This window comes from Desulfovibrio psychrotolerans (assembly GCF_013340305.1).
GTDB lineage: Bacteria > Desulfobacterota > Desulfovibrionia > Desulfovibrionales > Desulfovibrionaceae > Halodesulfovibrio > Halodesulfovibrio psychrotolerans.
This window is the reverse complement of sequence record NZ_BLVP01000008.1, coordinates 242,601-255,227: the sequence shown is the minus strand read 5'-3', so window position 1 is coordinate 255,227 and position 12,627 is coordinate 242,601. Positions and strand designations below refer to the sequence as shown.

At 61.3% G+C, this 12,627-nt stretch carries 12 protein-coding genes; 7 read left to right on the top strand and 5 right to left on the bottom strand.

Annotation, left to right across the window (positions count from 1 at the left end):
• Positions 1 to 5 precede the first annotated feature (5 nt).
• From HUV26_RS08940 to HUV26_RS08930, 3 genes are all read left to right on the top strand, one after another.
• Positions 6 to 674 (top strand): flavodoxin family protein, encoded by a 669-nt coding sequence (locus tag HUV26_RS08940; RefSeq protein ID WP_174409771.1) that lies wholly within the window; start codon positions 6 to 8, stop codon positions 672 to 674.
• A gap of 4 nt (positions 675 to 678) precedes the next feature.
• On the top strand, positions 679 to 1,779 hold the full coding sequence (locus tag HUV26_RS08935) for a ComF family protein (RefSeq protein WP_243451327.1): 1,101 nt from the start codon (positions 679 to 681) through the stop codon (positions 1,777 to 1,779).
• Positions 1,780 to 2,023: 244 nt separating this feature from the next.
• Positions 2,024 to 3,667, top strand: a complete 1,644-nt coding sequence (locus tag HUV26_RS08930) for a glutamate synthase-related protein (RefSeq protein ID WP_174409770.1) — start codon at positions 2,024 to 2,026, stop codon at positions 3,665 to 3,667.
• 188 nt (positions 3,668 to 3,855) lie between these two features.
• Here HUV26_RS08930 and yjgA read toward each other — a convergent pair whose 3' ends face one another.
• Entirely contained in the window at positions 3,856 to 4,395 is a 540-nt protein-coding gene (yjgA, locus tag HUV26_RS08925) for a ribosome biogenesis factor YjgA (RefSeq protein ID WP_174409769.1), read from the bottom strand.
• A gap of 58 nt (positions 4,396 to 4,453) precedes the next feature.
• The gene (locus HUV26_RS08920) at positions 4,454 to 4,792 is read right to left on the bottom strand and encodes a hypothetical protein (RefSeq protein ID WP_174409768.1); all 339 of its coding nucleotides are present in this window, start codon (positions 4,790 to 4,792) and stop codon (positions 4,454 to 4,456) included.
• A 487-nt stretch (positions 4,793 to 5,279) separates the two neighbouring features.
• On the opposite strand from HUV26_RS08920, the gene HUV26_RS08915 reads away from it, so the two are divergent.
• The 4 genes from HUV26_RS08915 (at position 5,280) to HUV26_RS08900 (ending at position 9,340) form a co-directional block, all read left to right on the top strand.
• Positions 5,280 to 7,244: an ABC transporter substrate-binding protein gene (locus HUV26_RS08915; RefSeq protein ID WP_174409767.1), complete on the top strand. Its 1,965-nt coding sequence runs from the start codon at positions 5,280 to 5,282 to the stop codon at positions 7,242 to 7,244.
• 124 nt (positions 7,245 to 7,368) lie between these two features.
• Entirely contained in the window at positions 7,369 to 7,863 is a 495-nt protein-coding gene (locus tag HUV26_RS08910; protein WP_174409766.1) for a hypothetical protein, read from the top strand.
• Between the two features lie 277 nt (positions 7,864 to 8,140).
• Positions 8,141 to 8,887, top strand: a complete 747-nt coding sequence (locus tag HUV26_RS08905; protein WP_174409765.1) for an N-acyl homoserine lactonase family protein — start codon at positions 8,141 to 8,143, stop codon at positions 8,885 to 8,887.
• A gap of 45 nt (positions 8,888 to 8,932) precedes the next feature.
• On the top strand, positions 8,933 to 9,340 hold the full coding sequence (locus HUV26_RS08900; protein ID WP_174409764.1) for an OsmC family protein: 408 nt from the start codon (positions 8,933 to 8,935) through the stop codon (positions 9,338 to 9,340).
• Between the two features lie 182 nt (positions 9,341 to 9,522).
• Here HUV26_RS08900 and HUV26_RS08895 read toward each other — a convergent pair whose 3' ends face one another.
• From HUV26_RS08895 to thiD, 3 genes are all read right to left on the bottom strand, one after another.
• On the bottom strand, positions 9,523 to 10,266 hold the full coding sequence (locus HUV26_RS08895) for a response regulator (protein ID WP_174409763.1): 744 nt from the start codon (positions 10,264 to 10,266) through the stop codon (positions 9,523 to 9,525).
• A 26-nt stretch (positions 10,267 to 10,292) separates the two neighbouring features.
• Positions 10,293 to 11,477 (bottom strand): ATP-binding protein, encoded by a 1,185-nt coding sequence (locus HUV26_RS08890; protein ID WP_174409762.1) that lies wholly within the window; start codon positions 11,475 to 11,477, stop codon positions 10,293 to 10,295.
• A gap of 262 nt (positions 11,478 to 11,739) precedes the next feature.
• On the bottom strand, positions 11,740 to 12,603 hold the full coding sequence (gene thiD, locus HUV26_RS08885) for a bifunctional hydroxymethylpyrimidine kinase/phosphomethylpyrimidine kinase (RefSeq protein ID WP_174409761.1): 864 nt from the start codon (positions 12,601 to 12,603) through the stop codon (positions 11,740 to 11,742).
• Between the last annotated feature and the right edge of the window lie 24 nt (positions 12,604 to 12,627).

Sequence of the window (12,627 nt, the reverse complement as noted above, 5' to 3'; positions counted from 1 at the left end):
AGATAATGGAAACGAAAAAGACCTCACCTGAACAGAGCGGCCCTCCGCAGGTTGTGGCCGTGTCGTGCAGCCCCCGCGCGGGCGGCAACAGCGACCACGCCTGCCGCCTCTTTCTCGATGGCGCAGAGGCGGCGGGATGCAGAACCCGGCTGGTGCTCCTGCGTCATTACGATGTACACCACTGCGTTTCCTGCCAGCGGTGCGAGCACGACCCTTCCAAGGCCTGCTTTCTAGAAAAGGAAGACCAGAGCGGCGAGTTGTTCCGCATGCTGTTGCAGTCTCCCGTGCTGTTCTTTGCCTCGCCCGTCTATTTCTACCATGTGCCTTCGCACTTCAAAACCTTCATCGACCGCTGCCAGTGCTTCTGGATGCGGCACCAGTCCGGTGACCGGGCCATGCTGGACCTGCCGGAGCGCAAGGCCTATCTCGCCATGGCCGGAGCACGCCCGCGCGGCGAAAAACTGTTCGAGGGCAGCATCCTCACGCTGAAGTGCTTCCTCAGGCCGTTCAACTTCGTCCTGCAGGAGCCGTTGCTCTTCTACGGCATGGACGGCCCGCAGGAGCTGCGCGAAAACGAGGACGCCAGAAACAGCCTGCACGCCATGGGCAGGGAAGCGTGCCTCTCCCTGCTTTCCGCACCGGCGGCGGACACTGCTGCGGCAGCGCAGGGATAGTTCCGTGCCTGCGCCTCTGCGCCGCCCGTTACCCGCCCTGCTACGCTCCCTGTCGCGCCACCCGCTGCGCCACCTGCTGCGCCGCATGGCCCTCCTGTGCGGCACACGCTGCACGGTCTGCGGCAAGGCGTGCCCCGCATACGAGCCATATGACAACATGGCTGACGGTATGGAAAGCAGCATGACTGACGGCATGACTGGCAACATGACTGACAGCATGGAAGGCGGCACGGCTGGCTATTCGGAAGACACAACGCCATGCGGAAAAGGCAGCCTTCCGGCTAATGCCACCCTGCCCCCGCTCTGCCCCGACTGCGCCCATGCTCTCCGCCCCCGCTCCGGCGGGTACTGCTCCCGTTGCGGCCTTCTTTTCGCGCAGGAATCCCTGCCCGTCACCCCGTGTTCCGCCTGCCTTGCCGCCCCGCCGCCATGGCACACCCTCACCTTTTGCGGTGCGTACGAAGGCACTCTGCGGCACAGCATCCTGCGCTTCAAATTCCACGGTGCGCTGGAACTTGGGCCGGTGTTCGGCTCCCTGCTTGCCGGACGCGTGGCTGCCCGCTTTGGCAGCGCACATGGCCGTATACACGCCGAACATACCGGATATGCCGGATATGCCGGACATGCCGGACATGCCAAACATGAAGGGCACGGCAGGCACAGCACCAATAACGGCTGCTGCGCAAACGGCACGGAAGCGTCAGCCGCCGTGCAGCCAACGCCTGCCCACTGCCCGCCGCAGGTCATCATTCCCGTCCCCCTGCATCCGGCGCGCCTCGCGGAGCGCGGCTACAATCAGACGCTGGAGCTTGCGCGCCTCATGGTCAAAGCCCTGAACATTCCCCTGCAACCGAACCTGCTGCTGCGCCCCGTCGCCACCCCCCACCAGATAGGGCTTTCCCGGCAGGAGCGGCAACGCAACCTGCGCAACGCCTTTGCCGCCCCGCACCCGGAGCGGCTGGCAGGCATGCACATCCTGCTGGTAGACGACATCATGACCACAGGTTCCACCATCGCGGCAGCAACACAGGTACTGCTTCAGGCAGGAGCGGGCAGCGTCCATGTGGCCGTGGTCGCCAGAACCCCGGAAGAACGCCCCGCCTAGTCCCCCTCCGGTACGCTACCCTTTCCGCTTATGGCAGTCTCTGCCACGAAAGGACGGAGTCCTCCTATCGCTTTTGCGGGCAATGCACAATTTTGTATTTGTATGCGGATTACCCCTCCTGCACCTCCCCCTTCAAACGACAAAATTGTAGTTGACATACCTGCGCAATCACATAATTGTGAACCCCGCTCATATATACGCAGACACGACATACACCTACCATACACTCACTTTCGGAGGCATAATGTTTCAGTGGTCCAAATCCAACGATGTTCTGGGCACCGCCAACCGTGGCAACGCTATCGAATCCGGCCTGTGCACCCTGTGCCGGGCAGACTGTCAGGGAAAGTGTGAAACGTGGCTTTCCAGCATGCGCGGCCGCGAAGTGCTCTACCCCCGCGATTTCGGCGTGGTCACCGCAGGCAGCGGCAACACCACCCACGTGGGCGTGAGCTACAATTCCCTGCGCATTCAGGGCAACAGCTTCGGTGCCACCGGCAAGGTGGACAACGGCAAAGCCAGCAACGGCGATGTGCTCTTCACCGACGTAAGCCTTGAAACCTCTTTCGGTGCCAAAGAAAAGACCAAGGTCAAGGTTCCCTTCATGACCGGCGCGCTGGGTTCCACCTTCATCGCCGCCAAGTACTGGGACTCCTTTGCCGCCGGCTGTGCCCTTGTGGGCGCTCCCATAGTCATCGGCGAAAACGTGGTGGGCGTGGACCGCGAGGCGGAACTCGCCAACGGCAAGATCACCAAGGCCCCCGAACTGGAACGCCGCATAGACACCTACCTGCGCTACTACGACGGCTACGGTGCCATCATCGTGCAGCTGAACGTGGAAGACACCCGCAACGGCGTTGCCGAATACGTGGCCCAGAAGTACGGCGACAAGGTCATCATCGAACTCAAGTGGGGTCAGGGTGCCAAGAACATCGGCGGCGAAATCGAGGTGACCAGCCTTGACTACGCCCTGTTCCTCAAAAAGCGCGGCTACCTTGTGGACCCCGACCCGGAACTGGCCGAAGTGCAGGAAAGCTTTGCAAAGGGTGCCATCAAGAGCTTTGCCCGCCACAGCCGCCTCGGCTACACCAACCTTGATTCCGTGGAAAAGGTACGCGCCGAGTTCATGAACTCCGTTGCCTACCTGCGTTCGCTGGGCTTCAAGCGCATTTCGCTGAAGACCGGTTCCTACGGCATGGAAGCCCTCGCCATGGCGCTGCGCTTCGCCACCGATGCGGAACTGGACCTGCTCACCATCGACGGTTCCGGCGGCGGCACGGGCATGAGCCCGTGGAACATGATGGAAACATGGGGCGTTCCCTCCATCCTGCTGCACGCAAAGGCTTACGAATATGCCGCTCTGCTCGCCTCGCAGGGCAAAAAGGTGGTGGACCTCTCCTTCGCGGGCGGCTTCGCCAAGGGGCCGGACATCTTCAAGGCACTCGCCATCGGCGCTCCCTTCACCAAGCTGGTGTGCATGGGCAGAGCGATGATGATTCCCGGCTTCCTCGGCTCCAACATTGAAGGAGCCCTCTTCCCCGACCGCCGCGCCAAGGTCAACGGCAACTGGAGCTCGCTGCCCGCCGCCGTTTCCAAGTACGGCTCCACCCCGGAAGAAATCTTCGTGGGCTACCAGGACGTGAAGAAGAAGGTGGGCGCAGCCGAAATGGCAAACCTGCCGCTGGGTGCCGTTGCCATGTGGTGCATGGTGGACAAGCTCTCCGCCGCACTGCAGCAGTTGCTGGCAGGCGTGCGCAAGTTCTCGCTGGATCAGATTTCCCGCGACGACATCGCCTCTGCCAACCGCGAGACGGAAGCGGAAACCAAGGTTCCCTTCATCACCGATATGTATGACGAAAGCGCACGCCGCATCCTGACCATGCGGTAGGATACCATGGCGCACTGCGGTCTGCCTGCATGACCGCAGAAGAATGCACCGCCCGCGGCTCTCCACCCGGACCAGCCCGGAAGCGGTGCCATAGAAAGACGCCCGAAAAACAACAAGCCCCCGGCAGCCCGAACATACGGGCCGCCGGGGGCGTTTCAGTCATTCTGTCGGGCAAAGGCGAGCAGCCCTTACGCCTCCTCCAGTTCCCGTAAATAGCGGAACAGGGTGCGCGCGGAACGGGGGGGCTTTCCGGCGGCAATTTCCTTGCGCCCGTTGCGCACAAGCTGCCGCAGGTGCTGCATATCGGCGGCAGGGTAGGCGGCAAGCACCTCGTCCAGCGCGCCGGGTTCTTCCCCCATCAGGGCATCGCGCATGCGCTCCAGATGATGAAAGTCCGCCGTTGCCAGTGACCGCGCATCCCGGTGTTCATTCAGCCGGGCCTCAATCTCCGCCGTATCCGCTTCACGCAGCAGCTTGCCTATGAACTGCATCTGCCTCCGGCGCGCCTCGTTCCGGTTCGCTTTATGATAGTCCTCAAAAGCGCGGACAATCTCATCAGAAAGCCCGAACGAACGCACAGCGGTCATGGGCATGTGCGCAAGCTCCTCGCCTATCTTCTGGCGCGCGGTGCTGCGCCGTTTCATTTCAGAACGGCTCAGTCCCAGTTCATCGTCAGCCCCCACTCCTGTGGAAAACTCCGTCTCGCGCCTGTCTGTGTCTTTGGTCATCATTCCTCCCGTGCCCGGCATGTACTCCACAAGCCGCCGCCCGTCCAGTGCCGCAGCATCACGCCCCTTCCCGCTCTCTGCTGCGGGGAGGCGATACTTCCTTCCACAGCCCGGAAGGCAGCTCCACATTCATCTCCACATCCCGCTCAGGAACAGCCAGCACCAGCAGCAGGCTCCCGGAAGGTTCCAGCCGGAAAACAAACTCAAACAGCCTGTCGTGAATAACCTCCGGCGTCACACGGGCTTCCGCAGCCACCTGCTCCGCCGCCTGCTTGAGCAGAGAAAGCGCGTTTTCATGCAGGGTTATCGCTTCCGGGTCCACGCACACCAGCCGCTGGTCGGCCATACCCGCCTGCAAGCGCATCCTCAGATATTCCTGCCGCATGGAAACCTGCATGAACCACCTCTTTTTCTCTTGTGCAATACCATGCATTCAGTGCGCGTCAAGTCCGGCGTCCGATCCGATCTCACGCCCGATGCCAGGCCCAACCCGCGAATAGCCGCACCGGACAGAAAAATGACGTCAGGCTGGCCACATATAATCCTAATCGCGTTGACACTTTTTCAGCAGCATCATACATTCGGTATCATTCTACCGGTACCACTGCCGGAGCCTCTACGGGCGCCGATGCTGGTGCCAATGCCGTTCCCGGCGTCAAGCCGCTGTCGGCACAGCAGTATGACGGCACCTTTAGATTTCAGACATTTCGGTCTTCCTCACCAATACAGATGACCCGGGCGGCCAGAACAATCCGGTTGCCCGTCCTACAGCGATCAGCAACAAGGCAGACCCAGCCATGCGTTCACACATGCAGCCCCCGGCACACCTCCTCTGTTCCGCTCTCCCCTGTCGTCCCGCCGTGTGGTGTACATGCAGCCTTGCCATGCTGCTCTGCATTTTCCTGCTCGCCGCAACCGCCGCCCATGCGGCTCCCCGCAAAGTCACCCTGCAACTGCACTGGCAGAACCAGTTCGAATTTGCCGGATACTACGCTGCCAAAGAAAACGGCTACTATGCAGAGGAAGGGCTGGATGTCACCATTCTGGAGGGCGGCCCCGGCATCGTTCCCCTGAACCAGATACTGCAGGGCAACGCGGAATTCTGCGTGGGCGGCTCGGAAATGCTGCTCGCCCGCCTGCGTGGTCAGCCCGTAGTGGCCCTTGCCACCATCTTCCAGCACTCGGCATCCACCATGCTCGTGCGCGCGGATTCGGGCATCTTCACCCCGCAGGATCTGGCGGGACGCAAGCTGGAAATGGGCGATCTGGAGAGCGATGCAGAAATGTACGCCCTGCTCATGTACGAAGGACTCACGCTGGACAAGGTGGAAATCGTGCCATCCACCTTCACCATGGACGGCATCCTGCACAAAAAGGTGCACGCCCTGTCCAGCTATCTTTCCAACCAGCCGTATTTTCTTAAAAAAGCGGACGTTCCTTACCGACTCATCCGCCCCGTCTGGTACGGCATAGACTTTTACGGCGATGGCCTGTTCACCTCCGAAGCCGTGGTCAAAAAACACCCCGACCTTGTGGAGCGTTTCGTGCGTGCCTCGCTCAGGGGCTGGGTATACGCCCTGGGCCACCCGGACGAAATGGTCCGCACCATCATCGCCAAATATCCTCCCTCGCTCGTCCCCCGCACCCGCGAGCACCTGTGGTTTGAGTATCAGGAAATGAAGAAACTCATCATGCCCACGGTGATAGAGGTGGGGCACATGAACCCCGGCCGGTTCCGGCACATGGCAGACACCTTTGTGCAACTGGGACTCGCCAAGCCCGGCTATTCCCTGAGCGGTTTCATCCATTCGCCGGAAAACAGGGGCATCGCATGGCACAGCTGGCCGGTGCAGACCGCCGTATGGGGCGTTCCTGCCGCGCTGCTGGTCTGCGCCATGGGCCTGCTCTTTTCACGCCGTCTGCGGCAGGAACGCAGGCACCGCGACTCCATGCGCGAACGGCTCGCGGCAGCGGAAAACAGGTTCTCCATGGCGCTTTCCGCCTCGCAGGCCGGATACTGGGAATGGAACATAGAACAGGGCGAACTCTATTTCGATGCCCGCGCCTCCCTGCTGCTGGGCATCTCCTCGTCACCTGCGCAGATGACGCCGGAGGCGCTGGAAAGCACCCCCAACAAAACAGCAGCGGCCCTGTTCGCAGCGCTTAAGGAAAAACTGCACGACGGCGCGGAATCCATATCCATGGAGCTCCCGTCACACGCGCATGACAACCGCTGGATAGCCTGTGCCGGACAGGTGCAGTCAGACGATACAGGCAGTGCCCTGCGCGTGGCAGGAACCCTGACCGACATCACCCAACTGCGCGCCTACCAGCGGGAACTGCGCGAACTCTCGCTCACAGATGCCTTGAGCGGCATCCCCAACCGCCGCCATTTCTTCCACCGGGCAGACGAACTCTTCGAGCAACTGCGCGATGACGGCCCCGCCATTGCCATCGCCGTGCTGGAAATAGACCAGTTCTCCGCCATAAACGAAGACCACGGCTACCTTGCAGGCACGCAGGCGCTCCAGCAGTTTGCCGATGTGCTTCAGGCTTCCGTGCGCACGCAGGACGTGCTCGCCCGTTTCGGCGGAGAAGAGTTCGCAGTGCTCATGCCCGGCACAGACCGCACCGCCGCCAAGGGGCTGCTCGACACCGTGCGCGCCAATGTGGACGCCGCCCGGTTCGACGTAGACGGCCACCCCCTCACCGTAACGCTGTCCGCAGGCATTGCAGACTCCACGGAGCTTGCACCCTCCGAAATGCTGCCAAGCCCCCTCATCGCCAAGGCGGAAAAACGGCTGCAAGAGGCACGCAACTCCGGCGGCGACAGAATCATCTTCCGGTAACACCGCGCCATTCCCACGCCTCACCTTCCGCGCCAATGGGAGCAATGCGGCCGAAAGCCGCCCCGCCGGAATCGGTTGACTCGCCCCTTTGCCTGCCGTACATCTATACTCACGGAAGACACACATGCGTACCACGTTCATGCAAATGATCTCACGCTACGTGCGGGTAGCCCCTTTTCCCCATATGACCACCATCAGTATGGCGTTTCTTGCGTTGTTCTTCGGGCTGGAGGCACGCCTGCTCACCGGTGCGGGCAATCCGTTGCTCGGCGGCATCTTCTGGGTGCTCTCCGCCCTCTTCGCTTGGGGCGTGCTGCTCTGTCAGGCAGACGCGGTTTCCCGCTTCCGTGAATTCAAGCGGGTGCGCGCCACTCTGCGCCGCTACGGATTCAGCCCGCGCATACTGCGCCCCGTATCCTCTTCCCGCTGCCAGCGGGACGCCGCCCTGCTCGCGGCAACAGAAACCGGCTTCAGGGCACAGGCACACCGCTATTTCGCCGCGCTGGGCTACCGCTGGTATCACATCCTGCCGGACAAGATAGTGGCAAACCCCCTCCACTTCTTCCATCCGCATTTCCTGCGCAGCACGTTCCTGCCGCGCAGGCGCTCTTTCGACTAGCCGGAATCCCGATATACGCCCGCGAAACGGTTTCTCCCGCCCCACGCTCAAAACGTCACTTTTCTGCGCCCCTCTCCCGGCGCGTCGTCCAAGCTTCCCGCTCATAAAAAATTCCTCCCGGTTCGGGAGGAGATACCATGACAGTCTGCGGCAAAGTGCTTATAGTCTCCCAACGGCCAAGAGCACCGGAAAAACGACAAAAACGGTCAGCAGCGGCACCGGCTCTTCAACCACCTGCCGCAGCAAGCACCATCCGAAACCCCATACGGAGAACGCCATGCACTACAAAATCCATCCCATCGTCATGGGAACCAAAGTCTTCGACAAGGGCATGATGACCTACCAGCACGATTACGGAAAAAGCTACACCATTCCCATCTACTGCTGGTACGTGGAAGGCGGCGACAAGAAAATCCTCATTGATACAGGCGAAATGCAACCCATCAAGTCAGAGGACAGGGCAAACGCCATAGGCGGCCCCATCTATACCTTTGAGGAAGGTCTTGCCAAATACGGTCTTGCGCCTGCGGACATAGACATCATCATCCACACCCACCTGCACAACGACCACTGCGAAAACGACTACAAGTGCGAAAACGCGGTGATTTACGTGCACGAAAAGGAACTGGAACGCATCCACAACCCGCATCCGCTGGATTTCCGCTATCTGGAAGACTACATTGAAGATGTGGAGGAAAACGGCCAGATACGCGCCATCAGCGAGCCGGAGATGGAAATAGTGCCCGGCATACGCGTGGTGCACACTCCCGCGCATACCGAAGGCGGACTCAGCGTCCTCATAGACACCGCACAGGGCACCGTGGCCATAACCGGCTTCTGCGTCATTGACGAAAATCTCAATCCCCCTGCGGAAATCCGCGCCAAGGAGATGGAAGTCATTCCGCCCGGCACCTGCATCAATCCGGTGGAAAGTTACGAGGTCATGCTCCGCGTAAAATCCATGGCAGATACCGTCATCGCCCTGCACGAACCCCGTTACGCCGCCGTGGAAACCATAGGCTAGCGGAAAGCACGCTCTCCCGACAAACGCAATGACCAAGGAATGATCATGGATAATAGCGTACTGAATGTCACGTTTGACGGCGGCATGCGTATCTCCGCCACCATCCGCGGCTTCGGCGTCCACACGGACCAGAAGCCGGAACAGGGCGGCGAAAACAGCGCCCCCACCCCTTTCGAGCTGTTCTTTGCCTCGCTGGCCACCTGCGCGGGCGTATTCGCCAAGCGTTTCTGCGACCGTAAGGGCATTTCTGCAGAGGGCCTGTCCATTGCCGTGGAATGCGAGTTCGACCCGGACCCCAAAAAATACCGGGCGCAGAAGATAACCACCGTTATCACCCTGCCGCCCGGTTTTCCGCAGGAATATGAAACCGCCCTTGTGCGCACGGTAGAAGGCTGCCCTGTCAAAAAGCAGGTCATGGAGCCGCCGCAGTTTGAAACGCGGCTCGTGCGCTAGGCGCGCGGTGTCGCCGGACGCACGGCGCGGTCCCGGAACAGGACATGAATCCTGCGCGCGATGAAGAAATCGGCAGAACGGATTGACGGAGGTACTTGCCGGGAGGAATGTGCGGCGAATTGCCAGCGGATTGCCAGTGAATTGTGAGGACGGATTATGGGGACGGATTATGGGCCAGACCGTCAGCGCGGAATGATCACGGCAAGGTATGCCTGCGCGTCAGCCGGAACACCGGACAGAACCGGGCGATATTCCGTGGCAGCCACAGCCCGTCCCTCACGGTGCCGCAACCGGACAGGTACCCCCGGCAGCCCCTCGCACGCGGTGTCATGCGCCTCTGCGCAGCACAGCTCCCCGCCGTCGGGATGATACAGCCCCTGCGCCACGGGAATAGCGGCAAGCAGGCTGGCGGCGGCATCATAGCCCATCAGGCGGGCAAGCGCCTCATTGCAGTCCAGCAGCCTGCCGACGGTATCGCGCACAAACATGCCCACGGGAGCATGCATGAACAGGCGTTTAAACTCCGCCGCCTGCACACGCAGACGATGGCTCAGATTCTGATGATGCAGCAGAATGCGCAGGTTCACACGCAGCTCGTCCGCGCTCACGGGCTTTTTCATCAGCCCCAGCGCACCGCTCTCCACCACCTGCTCCAGCAGTGCCCGGTCAGACGCACCGGTGACAAAAAGGGTAGGTATGGCCAAGTCCCGCACAATGGTCCGCGCCGCCTCCACCCCGGACATCTCGTCCCGCAGAAAGATATCCATGAGCACCGCATCAGGAGCAAGCCGCCGCGCTGCCTCCACGGCATCACCGCCGCTGCCGGAAACGGCACATACGGAATGACCCTCCGCCTCCAGCATGGCTTTGAGCAGTGTGGCGCTAAGCTTGTCGTCTTCGGCTATAAGAATGCGCAGCGATGCCATGACCTGTTCCCCCCGATGGTTGCCCTCTAGGCGGCAGATTTTCCCGGCGCAGTGGGGATATCCGTCTGATCAGAAACCCCGAGCACGGCAGGCAGCATCAGGCTGAAACACGTCCCCCGCTCATTGCACGAGGAGTAGGAAACCTGCCCCTTCAGATAGTTGGTGGTCAGAAGCTTCATGCTGTAAGTCCCAAGCCCCCTGCCCATGCCCTTGGTAGAGAATGACCGCTGGAAGATGGAGCCGCGTGCCTCCAAAGACACCACGCCGGGATTGAACACATGAAATTCCACTCCGTCCCCAACCCCGCAGCACACCATGCGCACGGTTCCTTCAGGGGGCGTCGCTTCCAGCGCATTCTTGACCATATTGGAGAGCACCCGCTTGAGCAGCGTGGGGTCCGTTACCAGCCCCAATCCCTCCGGTGCCTCCACCACAATGCTGCGGTGTTCCGCAACCTCGTGCGATGCGTACAGGTCGCGCACGGTGCGCAGCAACTCGGCTGCGTCCACAAGCTGGCACTCCACGCACAGCTCCTCGGATTCCGCAGCCAGCAACACCCGCTGCGCAAGAATCTCCTCCACCAGTTCGGTGGAGAATTTGTGCAGCAGCAGGGTTTCGTCTTTCAGGTTCACCGGCACCTCATCCAGCACCATGCGCGCCAGATTGCGCAGCCCGCCCGCCGTGTTCAGAATGTCATGAAAGAAGATGCGCTCCAGCGCCCTGCGCCGTTTCTCGTGGCTTATGTCGTTGATGGCAAAGGTAATGAACCGCTGGTCATCCAGAACAATGGGGCTGCCCACCACCTTCAGGTCATATGCCTGAATAACGTCGCCCCGGCGCTGGGTAATGCGGCATTCCTCCACGGCGCGTTCGTTATCCAGCGCGCACATGATAACCTTTACCGCGCCGCAGCTCCGGCAATGGACCGATGTGCCGCACCCGCCCGCCTCGGTGCAGGAATGCTCGCAACGGAACAGCTCGCCGGGGCGCAGGCCGATTATTTCGCGCGCATCCGCCATCTCCAGCAGTTCAAGCAGGTTTCTGTTGCCATACACGATCTGCCGGGTGGAATTTAGGATGAGTACCAGATCCGTCACGGAATCCAGCAATGTGACCAGCGGATTGTCACGAAACAGCGAGGCCTGCCGCAGCAGGGTTTCCGGAGCGGTTCGCTCGGCAGGGGCAAAGTGGGTGGGCAGGCTATGGGTCATGCGGGTCTCCGTTCTGCGAATCACGCGGCACCGGCTTCGGGCAATGCTGTTCAGGACACGCCTCAGCAGTACCCCAATCGGGTCACAAATCCAAGATGCCGGTTGCGCAAAATAATGCCGCGTCCGCTATGCGCATTTGTCCGGCACAGCGGAAACTCCTGCGGCCTGAAAAAGGGCAACGCCGCCTTTCCCGACCGTAACCCGCCTGCAATCTGGCTACAGCCCGGCTGCAATATGGCTGCATTATGGCTGCAATCTGGTCTCAAGTCTGCCAGCAGCCCGCAATGGGAGCAGCGTGATTCACCGGGCCAATACCCTTGCCCGGTGCATAACTGGCACGCAGGCACAGGTTCAGGTACTGCTGGGCGCGCACCACAGCCTCCTGCATACTGCAACCGTGTGCCAGCCACGTGGCAATCGCGGCGGAAAGGGTACACCCCGTGCCGTGGTTGTTGGGCGTGTTCACCCTTGGCTGGGGCAGGGGCACAGGCTCCTGTCCGGGCAATCCCAGCCAGTCCACCAGCGTATCACCTGCGTCAAAGTGCCCGCCCTTCAACAGCACGGCGGCAGCCCCCATATCCAGAAGACGGGCTATGGCTTCCCGCACATCGGCTTCGCTGCGGATGGACATGGAAGCCAGCATCTCCGCTTCAGGTCGGTTTGGGGTAAGCAGGTCGGCAAGGGGCAGAATGCGCGAAACAAGCGCCTCCACCGCATCGGGGCGCAGCAGGGCATGGCCGCTCTGACTCACGGATACAGGGTCCACCACCAGAGGGAAGGTTCTCTTTTGCAGCGCGTCCGCCACCGCCTCCATGATGGGAGCGGAAAAAAGCATACCCGTCTTGGCGGCGGCAACGGGAAAACCATCCAGCACCGCCGCAAGCTGCAAGGCAACAAAATCGGCTTCCGGCGCATGTATCCCGGTCACCCCCAGCCCGTTCTGGGCGGTCAGCGCGGTAATAACGCTCATGCCGTACCCCCCGAGAACCGTCATGGTCTTCAGGTCTGCCTGAATGCCCGCACCGCCTCCCGAGTCCGACCCGGCAATGGTAAGCACGCAGGGCGGCGTATGAGCTGCCTGTGCGCCATGCGTACCCTCTCCGGTACAACGCTCCGTGTTGTGCATGTCTGCCTCTTTTCCGAATATGGT